At 66.8% G+C, this 17,450-nt stretch carries 19 protein-coding genes; 2 read left to right on the top strand and 17 right to left on the bottom strand.

Annotated elements, in window-relative coordinates:
• Nucleotides 1-3: 3 nt before the first annotated feature.
• From B6S44_RS04160 to B6S44_RS29245, 9 genes are all read right to left on the bottom strand, one after another.
• Nucleotides 4-357, bottom strand: coding sequence for a DUF2849 domain-containing protein (locus B6S44_RS04160; RefSeq protein WP_129155456.1), 354 nt, complete (start codon nt 355-357; stop codon nt 4-6).
• A 174-nt stretch (nt 358-531) separates the two neighbouring features.
• Nucleotides 532-1,002 (bottom strand): hypothetical protein, encoded by a 471-nt coding sequence (locus tag B6S44_RS04155; RefSeq protein WP_129155455.1) that lies wholly within the window; start codon nt 1,000-1,002, stop codon nt 532-534.
• Nucleotides 1,003-1,067: 65 nt separating this feature from the next.
• A complete protein-coding gene (locus B6S44_RS04150) occupies nt 1,068-1,763 on the bottom strand; it encodes a winged helix-turn-helix domain-containing protein (protein ID WP_129155454.1) in 696 nt (231 codons plus the stop codon).
• Complete coding sequence (locus B6S44_RS04145) at nt 1,760-4,483, bottom strand: sensor histidine kinase (protein ID WP_129155453.1); 2,724 nt, start codon at nt 4,481-4,483, stop codon at nt 1,760-1,762. The genes B6S44_RS04150 and B6S44_RS04145 overlap by 4 nt, the downstream gene beginning before the upstream one ends.
• Nucleotides 4,484-4,488: 5 nt before the next feature.
• On the bottom strand, nt 4,489-5,070 hold the full coding sequence (kdpC, locus tag B6S44_RS04140; protein ID WP_129155452.1) for a potassium-transporting ATPase subunit KdpC: 582 nt from the start codon (nt 5,068-5,070) through the stop codon (nt 4,489-4,491).
• A gap of 22 nt (nt 5,071-5,092) precedes the next feature.
• Nucleotides 5,093-7,129, bottom strand: coding sequence for a potassium-transporting ATPase subunit KdpB (gene kdpB, locus B6S44_RS04135; RefSeq protein WP_129155451.1), 2,037 nt, complete (start codon nt 7,127-7,129; stop codon nt 5,093-5,095).
• Between the two features lie 21 nt (nt 7,130-7,150).
• Nucleotides 7,151-8,860, bottom strand: coding sequence for a potassium-transporting ATPase subunit KdpA (gene kdpA, locus B6S44_RS04130; protein ID WP_129155450.1), 1,710 nt, complete (start codon nt 8,858-8,860; stop codon nt 7,151-7,153).
• Nucleotides 8,861-8,885: 25 nt separating this feature from the next.
• The gene (gene kdpF / locus B6S44_RS30175) at nt 8,886-8,972 is read right to left on the bottom strand and encodes a K(+)-transporting ATPase subunit F (RefSeq protein ID WP_126116082.1); all 87 of its coding nucleotides are present in this window, start codon (nt 8,970-8,972) and stop codon (nt 8,886-8,888) included.
• Between the two features lie 286 nt (nt 8,973-9,258).
• Nucleotides 9,259-9,420: a hypothetical protein gene (locus tag B6S44_RS29245; protein WP_164547412.1), complete on the bottom strand. Its 162-nt coding sequence runs from the start codon at nt 9,418-9,420 to the stop codon at nt 9,259-9,261.
• 145 nt (nt 9,421-9,565) lie between these two features.
• Between B6S44_RS29245 and B6S44_RS04120 the strand changes: the two genes are divergently transcribed.
• Nucleotides 9,566-10,009, top strand: a complete 444-nt coding sequence (locus B6S44_RS04120) for a GFA family protein (protein WP_129155449.1) — start codon at nt 9,566-9,568, stop codon at nt 10,007-10,009.
• 1 nt (nt 10,010) lies between these two features.
• On the opposite strand, the gene B6S44_RS04115 is transcribed toward B6S44_RS04120, so the two are convergent.
• From B6S44_RS04115 to B6S44_RS04090, 6 genes are all read right to left on the bottom strand, one after another.
• A complete protein-coding gene (locus tag B6S44_RS04115; RefSeq protein WP_129155448.1) occupies nt 10,011-11,084 on the bottom strand; it encodes a M48 family metallopeptidase in 1,074 nt (357 codons plus the stop codon).
• A 20-nt stretch (nt 11,085-11,104) separates the two neighbouring features.
• Complete coding sequence (locus B6S44_RS04110) at nt 11,105-12,313, bottom strand: DUF898 family protein (protein ID WP_129155447.1); 1,209 nt, start codon at nt 12,311-12,313, stop codon at nt 11,105-11,107.
• A 140-nt stretch (nt 12,314-12,453) separates the two neighbouring features.
• On the bottom strand, nt 12,454-12,885 hold the full coding sequence (locus tag B6S44_RS04105; RefSeq protein WP_129155446.1) for an acyl-CoA thioesterase: 432 nt from the start codon (nt 12,883-12,885) through the stop codon (nt 12,454-12,456).
• A gap of 83 nt (nt 12,886-12,968) precedes the next feature.
• Entirely contained in the window at nt 12,969-13,265 is a 297-nt protein-coding gene (locus tag B6S44_RS04100) for a GNAT family N-acetyltransferase (RefSeq protein WP_129155445.1), read from the bottom strand.
• 144 nt (nt 13,266-13,409) lie between these two features.
• The gene (locus B6S44_RS29240; protein ID WP_164985715.1) at nt 13,410-13,628 is read right to left on the bottom strand and encodes a DUF2934 domain-containing protein; all 219 of its coding nucleotides are present in this window, start codon (nt 13,626-13,628) and stop codon (nt 13,410-13,412) included.
• A gap of 168 nt (nt 13,629-13,796) precedes the next feature.
• The gene (locus B6S44_RS04090) at nt 13,797-15,164 is read right to left on the bottom strand and encodes an aminotransferase-like domain-containing protein (RefSeq protein WP_129155443.1); all 1,368 of its coding nucleotides are present in this window, start codon (nt 15,162-15,164) and stop codon (nt 13,797-13,799) included.
• Between the two features lie 95 nt (nt 15,165-15,259).
• On the opposite strand from B6S44_RS04090, the gene B6S44_RS04085 reads away from it, so the two are divergent.
• Complete coding sequence (locus B6S44_RS04085) at nt 15,260-15,865, top strand: LysE family translocator (RefSeq protein ID WP_129155442.1); 606 nt, start codon at nt 15,260-15,262, stop codon at nt 15,863-15,865.
• 49 nt (nt 15,866-15,914) lie between these two features.
• Here the strand turns inward: B6S44_RS04085 and B6S44_RS04080 are convergent, their stop codons facing one another.
• Together B6S44_RS04080 and B6S44_RS04075 are read right to left on the bottom strand one after the other, a co-directional pair.
• Nucleotides 15,915-16,574: a 3-oxoacid CoA-transferase subunit B gene (locus B6S44_RS04080; protein ID WP_129155441.1), complete on the bottom strand. Its 660-nt coding sequence runs from the start codon at nt 16,572-16,574 to the stop codon at nt 15,915-15,917.
• Entirely contained in the window at nt 16,574-17,284 is a 711-nt protein-coding gene (locus tag B6S44_RS04075) for a CoA transferase subunit A (protein ID WP_129155440.1), read from the bottom strand. Before B6S44_RS04075 ends, B6S44_RS04080 begins: the two co-directional genes overlap by 1 nt.
• Nucleotides 17,285-17,450 lie beyond the last annotated feature (166 nt).

The following is a 17,450-nucleotide window of genomic DNA, read 5'->3' as shown; positions in this document are numbered from 1 at the left end:
GCGTCAGGCTCTCAGGAATGCTTGGGCAAGTGGCAGCTCGGCCTGCTTGCCGAGGTCACGCCGGATGCTGGGCCCGGTCGTCTTCATCCGTTCGCGGTAATGGCGCGGCACCGGCACGCCGTCCTCGATTGCGACGTCGACCAGATAGGCATCGACGACATGCTGGTTGCCGAGTTCGGCGGCGGCGAACGCATCGAGCCGATCGGCGGTCGCATCGTCGTCGCCGACCAGCGCCGCACCGGGATCGCGCGACCAATGCAGGCCATTGGCATCGCCGGCCGCGAAAACGACATCGCCGTCGAGCAGGTCGTTGGCCAGCAGGATCACCGGCAGGGCAGGGCGCTTGGCGGCAGCCATGAATGATGCTCGCTACGTTCGCTATTCCGAACGCTTTACATAAGGCAGAGGCCTCAAAGCATCAATTCACGTCAGGTAGTGTGATTTTTCTTATTCCCGTTCGAAAAGAGGAAATCTCTCTTCGCGGCTGTTCGGCTGCTCAAATCCGGGGAAGCATTTTCTCCGGCGGAACCGTCAGCGCGCCCCACAGAATTGGCTCAGCCTGCGCAGCGCCGGGCCGATGCCGGCGAGCGGGATCGCGTCATAGCCCTTCTTGATGCCTTCCTGCCGGATGCGAAGCGAACGGCCGGTGGGGAAGGCTGCGAACATGTCGGCTTCTGCGCCGGCGACGCGATAGGCATCGCCGAAAGGTCCTCCTGTCGACTGCAGCGCAAGCCGGAAATCGCAGCCGTCGATCGCAAGCGTGATCGGTCCTTCCGAAAGCACGCCGGGGATATCGAGATAGAGCCCGAGCCGCTTGTCCGCCTCGCAGCGGATGAAGGCGCAAGACCAGGCATCGTCGGTCATGGTCGCAGAGCAGCCCTGGATCGCCCGCTTGCTTTCGCCGTCGAAGATGCTCGGCTTCCATTCGGCCGCAGCCGGGCTGGCCGCGCCGAGAAAAACCACCAGTCCAACCGCCAGTTGCCCATCGCCATCCTCGCTCACCGACGACTGCGCGGACCGTAGGGGCTTCGCAGGATCGCGGCAAGGAGCGCCCTGCTTGACGGGTCTCAGACCAATCCACCCAACCGATAGCCGACGCCGGGCTCGGTCTCGATCAGTTTCGGCTCGGCCGGATCGTCCTCGAGCTTCTGCCGGAGCTGGCCGACGAAGACGCGAAGGTACTGCACGTCGTGCTCATGCGCCGGGCCCCAGACGGCGGTGAGGATCTGTCTGTGGGTCAGAACCCGGCCATTCCCGCCGGCAAGGCAGGCGAGCAGGTCGTATTCCTTGGGCGAAAGCTTCACGGCCGTGCCGCCCTTGCTGATCCGGCGGTTGACCAGGTCGATCTCGACATCGCCAACCAGGAGGGCAGGTTCGGAACCCTGGCGCTCGAGACGATGGCGCAGCGCGACGCGCAGGCGCGCCAGCAATTCGCCGACGCCGAAGGGCTTTTCGACATAGTCGTCGGCACCGGCGTCGAGCGCGTCGATCTTCTCGGTCTCGCGGTCGCGGGCCGAGAGGATGATCACCGGGCCGTCATAGAAGGCGCGCGCCTTGGCGAGGGCCTCCTTGCCGTCCATGTCCGGCAGGCCGAGATCCAGGACGACGGCGTCCGGCGGCTTGCGGGCGATCTCGCGCAGGCCGCTGGTGGCGTCGTCGGCGCGGATCGGCTCGTAGCCGGCGGCATCGAGCGCCGGGCCGAGGAAACGGTGGATCTGCGGCTCGTCGTCGATGACGAGGATGCGGGGGCGAAAGGCGGTCATAGCTTGCTCTCTCCGCCTGCGGCGTCCTTGCGCAGGCTGATCAGGATGCGGGTGCCGCCCTTGCTGCCGTCCGGGCGGTCTTGGATCGGGCTGGCAGCGGCGATGCGCCCGCCCATGGCCTCGACAAAGCCCTTGGCGATGGCGAGGCCGAGGCCCGCGCCCTTGCCACGCTCGCCGCCGCGATCGATCGATTCCTCCAGCCGCCGGAACTTCTCGAAGACGCGCTCCAGTTCGGCTGTCGGGATGCCGCGGCCCTCGTCCTCGATCGAGATCACGACATTGCCGCGATCCTCATAGGCCGCCGCTTCGATCAGGGCGCCATCCTCGCTATAGGCGATGGCGTTTTCGAGGATGTTGACCAGCACCTGTTCGAGCAGACCCGGATCGGCCCGGACCAGGGAGAGTTCCGCCGGAAAGTCGCGCTGGACCCGGCGCTGACCGAGTCGACGTGACACACGGGAGAGCGCCGCCGCGATCACGTCGCGGACATCGATCCAGTCGCGCCGCGCCACCAGCGCCCCGCCTTCGAGCCGGGTCATGTCGAGCAGGTCGCCGACATAGCGGTTGAGCCGCTCGGCCTCCTCGCGGATCGAGAGCAGGAGGTCGTCGCGCACGGTTGGTCTCATGCCGTCGCCATAGTCGATCAGCGTCGTCGCCGAGCCGAGCACGGTGGCGAGCGGCGTGCGCAGATCGTGGCTGACCGAGTTGAGCAGGGCCGAGCGTAGGCGGTCACTTCGGCGCAGGGCCTCGGCGTCGACGGCAGCGGCGGCCAGCTCCGCCCGCTCGATCGCGATCGCGCCCTGGTCGAGCAAAGCGAGTGCGAAACGCTCGTTCTCTGCCGTCGCCAGTGCCTTGGGCTCGAAGCCGACGACGCCAGACCGGGCCCGCACGCCCTGCAGCGGCCGGAAGGTCCAGGCCGCGTTCGGCAAGGTACCGGTGCCGGCGCCGGCCGGCTCGCCGCGGTTCCAAGTCCAGCGGGCCGCGGTCATGTCGGCGGTCGAGAGCGCTTCGAGCTCGGGCGCACCGGCGCTCGGGGCGATCTCGCCATCGATCGGCAACAGCACGACGATCTTGCCGGAGGTCGCGGCCGAGACCTGCTCGGCCAGGATCGCCGCGACATCCTCGCGGCGCGCCGCTGCCGAGAGCCGGCGGCTGGCAGCGAGCAGGGCGGTGATTGCCGAAGCCCGCCGCGCCGTCGCCCGGGCCTGGTCGCGGATGCGTCCGGTCAGGCCGCCCGTCGTCAGCGCCACCGCGAAGAAGACGAGAAAGGTCAGCACATCGGCCGGGTGGCCGATCCAGAAGGAGAGGCGCGGCTCGAGAAAGAAGAAGTTGTAGGCGAAGGCGGCGAGCGCAGCCGCCGTCACCGCCGGCCAGAGCCCGAAGATGAGACCGGCGCCGAGCACGCTGACCATGAACAGCATGGCCAGGTTGACGTTCTCGACCCGCTTGTCGATCAGCGCCGCCAGGCCGATCGCGACCGCGACCATGCCGACGGCGCCGAGATGGGCGAACCAGCTGAAACGGGCACGCGGCGCGCTCGCGACGACCTGCTGAACCGGCCCGCTCGTAACCTCGGTGATGATGTGCAGGGCGGCGCCGTTCTGCGCCTTCAGCAGCTCGGGGGCGAGAGAGGGGCGGAACCAGGCGCGCCAGCCCTTGCGATGCGACTTGCCGACGACGATCTGGGTGACATTGTTCCGACGGGCATAGTCGAGGACGGCGCCGACGAGATCGTCGCCATTCAGCACGACACTGGCGCCGCCCAGTTGCTCGGCCAGCTTCAACGCTTCCGCCAGATGCGCGCCTCGGGCGGAATCGGCGTCCGCCCGGTTCGGCCGCTCGACATGGGCGACCGTCCAGGGCGCATCCATCATCATGTCGGAGAGACGCCGCCCGGCCCGGATCAGGGAGCCGGCCATCGCATCGGGACCGATCAGGACCAGGATGCGCTCACCCGCCGCCCAGGGCCCCTCGACGCCGGCGCGCTTCATCGCCTGGCTGAGCTGGTCGTCGACCGTCTGGGCGGCGCGGCGCAGGGCAAGCTCGCGCAGCGCCGTCAGGTTCTCCGGCTTGAAGAAATTGCCGGCGGCGAGCCGGGCGGTCTCGGGAACGTAGACCTTGCCTTCCTCCATGCGCTGACGCAGCTCGGTCGGCGTGATGTCGATCAGTTCGATCTCGTCGGCGCGGCTGAGCGCACTGTCCGGCACGGTCTCGCGCTGGCGCACGCCGGTGATCTTCCAGACGACGTCGACCAGGCTTTCCAGGTGCTGGACGTTCAGCGTCGTCCAGATGTCGATGCCGGAATGGAGCAATTCCGCGACATCCTGCCAGCGCTTCGGATGGCGGCTGCCCGGCGCGTTGGAATGGGCGTACTCGTCGACCAGCAACAGCTTCGGCTTCAACGCGAGCGCCGCGTCGAGGTCGAACTCCATCATCAGCCGGCCGCGATGCTCGAGCGGCCGGCGCGCCATCACCTCGAGCCCGTCGAGCAGAGCTTCCGTCTCTTGGCGGCCATGTGTCTCGACGACGCCGACGAGCACCTCACCGTGCTCCTCCTGGGCGCGCTGCGCCTGGGTCAGCATCTCGTAGGTCTTGCCGACGCCCGGTGCCATGCCGAGAAATATCTTCAGCCGGCCGCGCTTGCCGGGGCCGGCTGAAGCAAGCAGGGCGTCGGGGTCGGGCCGCCCTGCCTCGCGGAACTGGGATTCGTCGCTCGCCATCGATCCTAACGTTGAGCGCGCGGCCAGCGCGCGTCGAGTGCCAAATTGACGGCGAGCACATTGACGCGCGGCTCACCGAGCAGTCCGAAGGTCGAGCCCTCGGTGTTGGCCGCGATCACAGCCAGAACTTCCGTCGCCGCGACCTTGCGGGCCGCGGCGATGCGAGCCACCTGCCGCGCCGCATTGGCCGGCGAGACATGCGGATCGAGCCCCGAGCCGGAGGTGGTGACGGCGTCGACCGGAATCGGCGCCGGGCTCTCGGCGCGCAGCGCCTCGGCATCGGTCTTGATGCGGGCAGCGAGATCCTCGTTCAGCGGCCCGAGATTGGAGCCGGAGGAGCCGGCGGCATCATAGCCGTCCTTGCCGGCAGCCGAGGGGCGGGGGCGCAGATAGGCTTCGTCCTTGAAGTTCTGCCCAATCCAGCGCGAGCCGACGATCTCGCCGGAGGCATTGCGGATCAGCGAGCCGCCAGCCTGGGCCGGGAACAAGGCCTGCGCCAGCCCGGTGACGCCGAGCGGATAGGCGAGGCCGAGCAGGAGGCTGAAGAGGGCCATCGAGACGATGGCGGGGCGAAGATTGGCGATCATGACATGTGTCCTGTTCAAGCCTTCAGGCGAGCCCGAGGGCCGAGACGATGAGATCGATCAGCTTGATGCCGACGAAGGGCGCGATCAGCCCGCCGATGCCGTAGAGGGTCAGGTTGCGCGAGAGCAGCTTGGCCGCGCCGATCGCCCGGTAGCGCACGCCGCGCAGCGCCAGCGGGATCAGCGCGACGATGACCAACGCATTGAAGATCACCGCCGAGAGGATCGCGCTCTGCGGGCTCGACAGGCCCATGATGTTGAGCGCACCGAGCGCCGGCAGCGAGACGACGAAGAGCGCCGGGATGATGGCGAAGTACTTCGCGACGTCGTTGGCGATCGAGAAGGTGGTGAGAGCGCCACGGGTGATCAGCAATTGCTTGCCGACCTCGACGATCTCCAGGACCTTGGTCGGGTCGCTGTCGAGGTCGACCATGTTGCCGGCCTCGCGCGCAGCCTGCGCGCCGGTCTGCATGGCGACGCCGACATCGGCCTGGGCAAGAGCAGGGGCGTCGTTGGCGCCGTCGCCGCACATGGCGACGAGGCGGCCCTTGGCCTGCTCGGTGCGGATGATCCGCAGCTTGTCCTCCGGCGTCGCCTCGGCGAGGAAATCGTCAACGCCGGCCTCCGAGGCGATCGCCGCCGCGGTGACGGGGTTGTCGCCCGTGATCATAACGGTGCGCACGCCCATGCGGCGAAGGTCGGCGAAGCGCTCCTTCACGCCCGGCTTGACCACGTCCTTGAGATGAATCACGCCGACCAGAGCCCCGTTCTCGCTGACGGCGAGCGGCGTGCCGCCTGAGCGTGCGATGCCGTCGACTGCCTGGCGCAGTTCCGCGGGCACCTGGCTGTCGGCAAGGTCGAGCGTCCTGATCACGGCATCGACCGCGCCCTTGCGCCAGGATTTGCCGTCGAGGTCGAGGCCCGACTGACGGGTGGTGGCGCTGAACGGGATCGCGGTCGCCCCGGCCGGAATCTCGGCGGTGATACCCTGGTTGCGGGCGAGCTCGACGATCGAGCGGCCTTCCGGGGTCTCGTCGGCGAGCGAGGCCATCAGCGCCGCACGCAGCGCCGCATCCGGACGCACACCGGGAACCGGGATCACCTCGACCGCCATGCGGTTGCCGAAGGTGATCGTGCCGGTCTTGTCGAGCAGCAGCGTGTCGACGTCGCCGGCAGCCTCGACGGCCCTGCCTGAGGTCGCCAGTACATTCACTTTCAGAAGCCGGTCCATGCCGGCGATGCCGACGGCGCTGAGCAGGCCGCCGATCGTGGTCGGGATCAGCGTGATGAAGAGCGCGCCCAGCACCATCGGGTCGAGCGACACGCCCGAGAAGGCGCCGAGCCCGGTCAGGGTGACGACCGCGATCAGGAAGACCAGGGTCAGGCCGGCGAGCAGCACGGCGAGCGCCAGCTCGTTCGGCGTCTTGCGCCGGTCGGCGCCCTCGACCATCGCGATCATCCGATCGAGGAAGGACGAGCCCGGCCGCGAGGTAACCCTGATCTTGAGCCAGTCGGAGACGACCGTGGTGCCGCCGGTGACGGCGGAACGATCGCCACCGCTCTCGCGGATCACCGGGGCGGATTCGCCGGTGATCGCGGCCTCGTTGACCGAGGCGACGCCCTCGATGATCTCGCCATCGGCAGGGATGACGTCACCGGCCTCGACCAGGACGATGTCGTCAGGCGCGAGTTCGTGAGCCGGCGTCGGGATCATCGCATTGCGCGAGGCATCGATGATCAGCTTGGCCTTGGTGGTGACGCGGGTGGCGCGCAGCGAATCCGCTGCCGCCTTGCCGCGCCCTTCGGCGATCGCCTCGGCGAAGTTGGCGAAGACCACGGTGAGCCAGAGCCAGACCGCGATCTGGATCGGGAAGGCCGCGGGCTGGCTATTGGCGATCGCGACAACGGCAGAGACGGTGGCGAGCGCAGCCACCACCTCGGTCGCGAGGATCACCGGGTTCCCGGTCAGTTTGCGCGGGTCGAGTTTACCGAAGGCACTTTTCAACGCCGCCAGGACGATGGCCTGGTTGAAGGCGCTGGATTTGGCGAGTGAGACACTCATTTGGGAAGTTCCTTTGTCGGCTCAGCGAGCAGCCGCAAGCACCTGGAAGTGCTCGACGATTGGCCCGAGCGCGAGCGCGGGGAAGAATTGCAGGCCACCCAGGATCAGGATGATGCCGATGAGCAGGCCGACGAAGAGTGGTGAGTCGCTCGGCAGCGTGCCGGCAGTCGGCTTCAGCTTCGGCTTGGCGGCGATGGCTCCCGCCAGGGCGATCACCGGGATCATGTAGGCGAAGCGGCCGAGCAGCATGGCGATGCCGAGCGTCGTGTTCCACCAGGGCGCGTTGGCGGTCAGGCCGGCGAAGGCCGAGCCGTTGTTCCCCGCCGCCGAAGAATAGGCGTAGAGGATCTCGGTGAGCCCGCGCGCGCCGTTGTTCAGCAAGCCCTCGAGCGCGACCGGCAGCACCGCAGCGATCGCCGAGAAACCGAGGATGGCGAGCGGCAGGATCAGCACCGCCAGCATGGCGAACTTGATCTCGCGGCTCTCGACCTTCTTGCCGAGATATTCCGGCGTGCGACCGACCATCAGCCCGGCGACGAAGACCGCGAGCAACGCCATCACCACCATGCCGTAAAGGCCGGAGCCGACGCCGCCGGGCAGGATTTCGCCGAGCTGCATCAGGAACATCGCGACGCCGCCGCCGAGCGGCATGAACGAGCCGTGCATGGCGTTGACCGAGCCGTTCGAGGCGCCGGTGGTCTGTGCCGCCCAGATCGACGAGGCGGCAGCGCCGAAGCGCACCTCCTTGCCTTCCATGTTGGCGGGCGCGTCGGTGATGCCGGCCGCGACCATGGCGGGCTGCGGCGTCAACGTCTCGGAGGAGTAGATCGCGGCGGCGCCGAGGCCGACCAGAATCACCATCGCCGCCAGCAAAGCGCGCGCCTCCTTGCGGGCGCCGGCGACACGCCCGAAGGCGATGACGGTGCCGAAGGCGAGCGCGTTCAGCGAGACGACCTCGATCAGATTGGTCAGCGGCGTCGGATTCTCAAGCGGGTGCGCCGAGTTGACGTTGAACAGGCCACCGCCATTCGTGCCCCACTGCTTGATCGCCTCCTGGCTGGCGACCGGGAAGAGGGCGATGATCTGGTCGGCACCTTCCAGCGTCTTGGCCGTGACGTTGGCGAGCAGGCTCTGCGGCACGCCGGCAGCGACGAGCGCAAGCGCGGTAACGATCGACAGCGGCAGCAGCACGTAAAGGGTGCTGCGGGTCAGATCGACCCAGAAATTGCCGAGCGTTTCGCCGCGATCAGCGGCGAAGGCACGCGCCACGGCGGCAGCCACGGCGAGGCCCGCGCCGGCCGAGACGAAGTTCTGCACCGTCAGGCCCAGCATCTGGCTGAGATTGCTCATCGTCGTCTCGCCGCCATAGGACTGCCAGTTCGTGTTGGTGACGAAGCTGACGGCGGTGTTGAAGGCGAGATGCGGCGACAGGCCGTCGAAGCCCTGCGGGTTCAGCGGCAGCTGGCCCTGCAAGCGCAGGAGGGCATAGAGCAGCACGAAACCGGCCGCGCTAAAGGCGAGCACGGCCCCGGCATAGCCGAGCCAGTTCTGCCCCTTGTTCCGGTCGATGCCGAGCGCAGCGTAGAAGCCGGCCTCGACCGGCTTCAGCACCAGGTCGAGCGGTGTGCGCTCACCCGCCCAGACACGCGCCATGTAGATGCCGAGCGGCCAGCCTACGGCCACCGTCACTGCGATCGTGAAGACGATCTCTGCCCAGCCCCGCCAGTCCATGCGAGGTCTCCTTTTTGTTGTTGTGTCAGAAGCGGTCGGGGCGCAGCAGCGCGGCGACCATGTAGATTGCGAGCCCGAGGGCCGCGGCGGCATAGAGCAAGGTCAGGCCCATGACGGTCAGACCTTGCGCAGCAGCGCTGCGTACCAGCCGAAGAGCGCCAAGGCCCCGGCTCCGAGCGCGAGAAAGACGATATCGGCCATGATGGATCTCCAGCCTGGTTCAGACCGGAGATGTGGTGCCGCACCTGCTAAGCGGTCGAGCGGGAAGGGCAGGCGGGGGCATAAGGGCCGCATAAAGATGCCGGCCGCCGACAGAAGTCGGCACTTGGCGCGCGCAGAATGCGCGCCAGACGATCGGCCTAGCGGATCAAGGCATCGAGGAGATTTTGAAGGGCGCCTCAGCTCGACGCTTCGAGGCCAGCCGTCGTGATGAAGGCGGCGAGGGCGAGGCCCGCCCAGAAGAAATCATTGAGAACACCCTGCAGGGGCACGGCCCCCATGGTCACGGTTGAAAGGCCTCCGGCCAGGAACAGCGCCGAAGCCGCAACAAGGGTGTTCATGATGTCCTCCCGCATTTTGGGCTCGAACGCGGCGGGGGTGATTCCGTTCCCCCGATTCGATGCGGCATCAAATGACTTGTGTTGATAGGATCATCGCATCGTCACAATGTCTGTGATGTGACAGCGTTCGAACGGGAGGACCGGCATGGTGCATCGATTGAACGGCGGCTGTCATTGCGGCGCGATCGGGCTCGAATTGTCGCTGCCGCGCCCGCCAGAGGAAGAGATCATCGGCGCCTGCCAGTGCTCGTTCTGCCGCAAGCACAATGCCCGGACGGTCTCGGACCCGAAGGCTACGGCCCGCCTTGCCGTCTATGAGCCGGCTCATCTCCAGCGTTACCGGTTTGGCCTTACCGCCTCCGAAGTCGTGCTCTGCAGCCGCTGCGGTGTCTATGTCGCCATGTTGATGGTCGAGGATGACGGGGCCTGGACGACGATCAATATCGATGCGCTCGACGAGCGCGCCCGTTTCACCAAACCGGCCGAGCCACGGGATTTCAGCGGCGAAGCGCTGGAGGGACGGCGCGAGCGCCGGAAAGCGCGCTGGACACCGACCGAGCTGGTCGGCTGGCCGGAGGAGGGCAGCTAGCTCACCCGGCCGCACAGACGCGCTTGAGCGCCTGCCATTCTGAATCGGTGAGGATAGGTGGCCCCGCCGTTGCCGGCGCCGCCCGCTTCATCCGCTCCAGCCTTTCGCTGCTGACCGGATGGCTGTCGATGATGGTGGTCTTGCCGCCGTTGCCGGTGATGCGGACCAGGAACTCGCCGAGCGGCGCCGGCGATCGGCCGAGGTTCGTCATCGCCCTGATCGCAAAATCGTCGGCGGCCGTCTCGGCCTCGCGTGAATACGAGGCATCGAGCAGCGTGCGCGACGCAAAGATCACCGCACCGCTGCCGGTGATGTCACCGAAGAGCAGCCCGAACAGGAAGGAGGTGCCGCCGGTCCGGATGACGCTGCGCAATCCGTCGCGATGCTCGGCATGGCCGATCTCATGGGCGATCACCCCGGCGACCTCATCCGGATCGCGGGCCCGGCTGAGCAAACCCTCGAACAGATAGATCCGCCCACCCGGCAAGGCGACGGCGTTCGGAATGGGCGAGGACAGCACCTGCGCTTCGAGCGGGATGGCGCTGCCGCCGGCTGTCTTCAGCGCCTCGACCATCTTGGTGAAGGCGCGCTGGCCCTCGGCGCCCGTGCAGCTTTTGCCGCCCATCAGCGCCCGCACCTGCTTGTCGACCGCATCACCGAGGCGCTGCTCGACCGAAACCGGAACGACCGTCGCGAGCCGATCGGCGACCAGCGGGATGCCGTAGAGCGTCATCAACACGATGGATGCGGCAGCGGCGAGTGACCAGGCGACGATCCGCAGCGCCTGGCCACCACCACGATCCTGATCGAGCGCAGTACAGCGTGCCGTCAGCAGGCGCTGCACGGCCTCGTCCTCGATCTCCAGCCGGGCCTGCGCCGCCGCCGCTGCCGATGTCAGCCGCAGACCACGGGCGCCATCGACACGTCTGATGTCGTCATAGCGCCAGGTCGCCAGCACGATACCGTGCTCGGCGATGTCGAGCTGCGCGCCGAGGCGCAGCTCAACCTGCCGCCGGCGGCTCGAAATCCCGTCATAGTAGACAGCCGGGTGGGCAGCGTCGCCGATCGAACTCATCGCAGGGCAGGGCTCCGCGCTCAGAAGCCGGCGACATCCAGGCCGTCGGCAAGGCCTTCGCCAACAGCGCCGACCGCCTCGCCCTGACCAGCGACGTCGGCGGCGGCTGCGAGGTTATGGACCACGGTGCTTTGCGCAACGAGCCTCCAGACATCGCGGTTGAGGTAGATTCGGACGACCGCGCTGAACGCAACGGCGGCAAGCAGGTAGCCGATGACAAAAATCACCAGCATCGCAGGATGCTGAGATGCGGTGAGGATGCGTTGCTGGTTGGTTTCCCCTGTCGCGATCAGCGGAGAGACGAGTAAAAACGCCCCGATACACCAGAGTACAAACAGAATCAGGAACAAGAACGACCAGCCGATCACTTTCCAATAGCAGCCATTCAGCTCGTCCGCTGCGAGGCGCGATTCGAAACGCACGTCACCGAAACGAAGTCCTAAAACCCACCAACGCCATTCGATCGCTTTGAAGGCGGCGTACACGAAGGGCGACAGAAGGGTGAAAAGCACGATCAGGATGAGCGGCAGCATGATGTCCGATCGGCTGGCCGGCGGAGCAATGATCGGGATCGCAAAGACGGTCACCACAGCGAGCAGAGCCGCGAGCCAAAGTCCCCAGGCCCGCTTGAACAAGTCGCCGCCGGTGCCGTCGAAACGCCCTTGCAGGCTGCCATAGGCGGTGTGGCGCATCTTGAAGCGTTCGAGCGCAGCCTGCCGCCAGGGTAGAGCGAGCCCGAGCGAGACGATGACCAGCAGCCCCCAGAGGCCAGAGCGCCAGCTATAGCTCCAGCCGGAGCCACCCATGGAGAAGCGCAGGCCGCGCCAGAGCGTGCGGGTCAGGCGGTACCGGCGCGCCCGATAGCGCGCGAACTCGGTGAACAGATAGAAGAACGCGACGAGAGGGATGCTGGCGAAGGCCTGCATCATCTCGGCTTCGAGGCCGATCAGGAAGTAGACCAGATAGACCGGCACCAGGATCGCCATGGCGATCAGGAAGCCGATCAGCAACTCTTTTGCCCGTCCGGTATATTCGGCCGGATCGCCGCCGACCGAGGTATGCGACCAGAGATGGCGGCGGATATCGGTCGCCAGCCAGAAGCGGTAGAAGCCGAAAGTGACGAGCTCCAGCAGGGCGCCGCGCGTCACCAGTTTGCGGAAAACCGGGCGGTCGCCCGAAAACGAGACCTGGTCAGCCGGCGGCACCGGGTTGGCGACAGCTTGATGCATGGCCCGCGACGGCTCCGACGACAGAATCGGGCCACTTGGCGAGCCCCCACCGACTACTTTCATCGACGACGTCGGGGCATGCAACCATAAGTTAGGTCAGGCGGCGTCCTGAACCCCAAAGGCTCGCGGGGCTGCAGTCTCTATCCAGCATTCGGGGGCATCAAAGCGAGCAGCCGTTCTCGCACCGCGTCGGAGAACGGCCGCGACTTGCGCGTCGCCTCGTCCACCTGGACTATGACCGTGATCGCACTCGCAGCACAGCGCCCGGCCTGAAAGATCGCCTGCTCGAGCCGGACGGAGCTGCGGCCGACCGAAGCGACGCGCATCCCGCTCTCGACCTCGCCGGGCCAGAGCAGTTCTGCCCGGAAATCCACCTCCAGCCGGGCGATGACGAAAGCCGTTCCGGGCTCCGCCAAAGGATGGTCCGGATCGTAGATCAGCTCGACCCTGCCGGTTTCCAGCAGGGTCGAGAACACGGCGTTGTTGATGTGTCCCTGGCGATCGGTGTCGCCGTAGCGGAGCTTGTCCTGTGCCCGCAGCGGGAAGTCGGTGATGACGAGATCGTCCGGCATAGTGCGCCCCGTTGCGTGACGGAGCCTTTCAAACGCGATCATCGGGCGCGAGGCAAGCTCGTCCGATCAGCGGGGGAAAGGCATCAGGCCAGCACATCGCCGTAGTCGGGGTGGCGCCGCGCCCAGTCCGCGACGAAGGAGCAGCGTGGTACGACACGCCGCCCGCTGGCGCGTGCGATCCGGAAGATGCCCTCCGCCAGCTGCGAGCCAAGCCCACGTCCATTGAAGGCCGGCGGCACCTCGGTATGCGTCACGATAATCCTGTCGCCATCGCTGCGATAGATGGCGAAGGCCTGTCCGCCCGGAAAGTCGAGCTCGAACCGCCCGGTCTCCGGCCGTTCGAGCACTTGAAGCTGATCGGTTTCGATAGGCTGCGTCATGACCGTTCCCCGCGGGCGCCGGCCACAAGGCATGCCGTCGCCTCAACCACAATGTGGGAAGCGCGCAGCGGCTTGTCTCCAGTTGCGATCATGCCGGCAGGGAATGGCAGGGCTGCGGCGAGCCACAGCCCTGCAAGACGTATGTCAGGACAGCAATTCCTGCTCGCGCCGGCGGGCACGCTCGACCTTGAGCTCGTCTTCAGCGCCCGTATCGACGACCTCCGTCGTGCGGTTGCGGAAGTTCCAGATCTCTTTAGCCGCTTCCCAATGCTGGTGATCGCGGCCTTCCGGCTGCCCTTGCTCCATCCAGAGCGCGTAGGCGATCTTGCGAATCTCGCGCTCGGCCTTGCCGAGATGGCTCATCTCGTCCTCCTGGTTCCGTTGCAGTCGGCGAGGAAACGACGGAACGCCAGGCAGCGCTCCGCGCCTCCGGCTCAATCTGTCACGGCAATGTGGCTGTTGCGTGAGCCCATCGGAGGCAACGCCCGGCTCCTTCGGGGAATCGATGCCCTCTATGCGCATCGACCGAGATCAAGGAGGAGCGAGTCGATCCTCCGCGCTTCCATCCAGCAGAAGCCGGATCGTCTGCAGCGCCCGCATGAGATCCTCCAGCGAGGGAGCGCCGATGCACAGCCGCACGCCGGCCGCGCGATCATTCTCGTCGACCATGACGGCCGCCGGCGGAGTGACCATCACGCCTCGCGCCGCAGCGCCCTGGGCGAGGCTCGCCGCGTCGGCTAGCGACATCGGCAGCCAGAGATGGAACCCGGCGCCGGACGCAGGCTGGACTCTGCTCCCTAGAACCGCCTGCGCCATGGCCGCGCGCTCCGTCGCCTCGCGACGGATTGCTTCGCCGACGGCACGCGCGGTGCCGTCCCTGATCCAGCGCTCCATGATGGCGCACATCAGCGGCGAAGCCATCGACGACGTCGCCTGCAGAAAGCCCTGTGCCGTCTGCATTGCGGCGGGCGGGACGGCGAGGGCGCCGATCCGCAGCCCCGGGCTCAGGATCTTGGAGAAGCCGGCAATGTAGAAGGTCCGCTCTGGTGCGAGTTCGGCGAGAGCAGGCAGCCCAGAGGGTGTGAACAGGGAATAGACGTCGTCCTCGATGATGACGGCATCGTGGGTGCGGCAGACGGCGACGATGTCCTGTCGTCGCGCCAGCCCCATGGTGGCGCCGGTCGGATTATGCAGGGTCGGAGTGAGGTAAACCACGCGGCGTTCGCCCGAATGCGCCGAGAAGGCCGCGGCGAGGGCGTCCGGCCGTAGCCCTTCGTCGTCGAGAGCCACGGCCTTGAGCGCCTGCAGGTTCTGGCGTGCGGCGAGGATGGCGCCTGGATAGGTGAGTGCCTCGGTGAACACCGTTCCGCCGACTCCTGCAGCCGCGGCGAGGGCAATGGCCAGGGCATGCTGCGCTCCATTGGTGAGGAGGAGGCGATCGGCTGCGATCGTCAGACGGTGCTCCGCCAGCCAGTGCGCTATCGCCTCGCGGTACTCGATACTCCCCGCTGGCGGCCGGTATCGCCCGAAGCTGTCGGCATCCATCTGCCTGGCGAGTGCGGCAAGCGTCGCCGATAGAATGCCGTCACCGAGCATCTGCGGCGGCGTATTGACCGAGAGATCGATGATCTCGCCTGGGTTCGGCTCCTTGCCGGCGACGAACATCCCGCGCCCGCGCACGCTGCGCACGAGCCCGCGCTTTTCGAGCAGCGAATAAGCCTTGGTGACCGTACCGAGCCCGATGCCCAGCCGATAGGCGAGATCACGATGGGCCGGCATCCGCGCACCGACCGGAAGACGGCCAGCGGCGAGATCCTCCTCCAAGGCGGTAACGAGGCGCTCATGCGTGAGGCCAGGCTCGTCGGAGAGGCGCGGAGACCAGGGGGAGGCGAGGCGCATGCATGAAGCCTAAAAGCGTCACATGACACTATTATAGTTTCTTACAAAGTGTCACGTCGATAGGGTCGCGGCAATCGCAATCACCCCGTGCTGCCATGACCCTCGACCTGATGCTGGCCTTCCTGACCTACGCCTTCGTGACCTCGGTCACGCCGGGACCGAACAACACGATGGTGCTGGCGTCGGGCGTAAATCATGGTTTCAGCCGGACCATCCCGCATGTCCTTGGGATCAGCTCCGGCTTTGCGGTGATGGTGCTCGCCGTCGGCTTCGGCATCGGCCGCCTGTTCATCGCCGCGCCATGGCTCTACGAGGCGCTGCGCTGGATCGGTGCGGCCTATCTGTTGTGGCTCGCCTGGAAGATCGCGACCGCCAGCGCCATGGACGAGAATACCACTGCCAGCAGGCCGATGAGCTTCTGGCAGGCGGCTGCCTTTCAATGGGTCAATCCGAAAGCCTGGATCATGGCGATCGGCGCGATCGCGACCTACACGCCGGCGAATGGCGGGCTGGGGACGGTCGTGGTCGTCGCGACCCTCTTTGCCGTGGTCAATGCGCCGACCGTCGCGCTCTGGGCCGCCTTCGGGACGACACTGCGCCGCTGGCTGACCGATGCGCGCTATGTGCGCATCTTCAACATCACCATGGCGGCGCTGCTGGTGCTGTCGCTGCAGCCGCTGCTCTGGGGCGGCATGCACTGAGAAGCGCTGGCGAGGGCAGGGCCGTGAATCGGCGCTGCCCTCGCTGTTCTCAAGCGGCCTTGGCGAGCGCCGGAGCGATCGCGAAGGACGCGGCGGTCTTCGCCTTGACCTCGTCGAGCGTGACGCCGGGGGCGAGCTCGAGCAGGGTCAGGCCGCCCTTCACCTTGTCGCAGGCCAGCACGCAGAGATCGGTGATGATCAGGTCGACCACGCCCGCCCCGGTCAGCGGCAGAGTGCAGCGCTCCAGCACCTTGGATTCACCGGCCTTGTTGGCGTGATCCATCACCACGATGATCTTCTTGACGCCGGCGACGAGGTCCATCGCGCCGCCCATGCCCTTCACCATCTTGCCGGGGATGGTCCAGTTGGCGATGTCGCCATTCTCGGCCACTTCCATGGCGCCGAGGATGGTCAGGTCGATATGGCCACCGCGGATCATCGCGAAACTGTCGGCCGAGGAGAAGTAGCTGGAGCTCGGCAGCGAGGTGATCGTCTGCTTGCCGGCATTGATCAGGTCAGGATCGGCCTCGCCCTCATAGGGGAAGGGGCCGATGCCGAGCAGGCCGTTCTCCGACTGCAGAGTCACGTCGACGCCATCGGGAATGTAGTTCGCCACCAGCGTCGGAATGCCGATGCCGAGATTGACGTAGAATCCGTCCTGCAGCTCCTTGGCGGCGCGGGCGGCCACCTCTTCACGGGTCCAGGCCATCACGCTGCCTCCCTCTTGCGCTCGGTGAGCTTCTCGATCTTCTTCTCGTTGATCGTGCTCTTGATGATGCGGTCGACATAGATGCCGGGGGTGTGGATCGCTTCGGGATCGAGCGAGCCGACGGGCACGATCTCCTCGACCTCGGCGACAGTCACCTTGCCGGCGGTCGCCATGTTCGGGTTGAAATTGCGAGCGGTGCGCCGATAGACGAGGTTGCCGGCGGTGTCGGCCTTCCAGGCCTTGACGATGGCGACATCGGCCCTGAGCCAGGTCTCGCGGACATAGAGCTGCCCCTCGAATTCCTCGACCGGCTTGCCCTCGGCGACCACCGTGCCGACGCCGGTCTTGGTGTAGAAGGCCGCGATGCCAGCGCCGCCGGCGCGGATGCGCTCGGCCAGCGTGCCCTGCGGATTGAGCTCGAGCTCGAGCTCGCCGGAAAGGTATTGCTGCTCGAACAGCTTGTTCTCGCCCACGTAGGAGGCGATCATCTTCTTGACCTGGCGCGTCTCCAGCAGCATCCACAGGCCAAAGCCATCGGCGCCGGCATTGTTGGAGATCACCGTCAGGTTCTTCACGCCCGAAGCGCGGACCTCCGGAATCAGGCTCTCGGGATTGCCCGACAGGCCAAAGCCGCCCGACATGATCGTCATCCCGTCGAACAGCAACCCGTCCAGGGCCGCCGCCGGGCTGTCATAAACCTTCTGCGTCATCCGTCCCTCGTCGCTCGAGCCAGCTTGGGCGGGCTCATCCGTCACTTGTTCTGCCCGAACGGAGACGATCGGTCGACTCCGCTCAACGCCGCTGTGGTGGAGCATCAATACCGGGCGTCTCGCGCTGCGTCGATGCCATCGCTGCGGCATCTGTCATGCCGGGCAG

The sequence above is a fragment of the Allobosea sp. Tri-44 genome (genome assembly GCF_004123845.1).
In the GTDB taxonomy this organism is placed as follows: Bacteria; Pseudomonadota; Alphaproteobacteria; order Rhizobiales; family Beijerinckiaceae; genus Allobosea.
The sequence above is the reverse complement of the archived record's forward strand: the minus strand, read 5'-3'. Positions and strand labels throughout refer to the sequence as shown.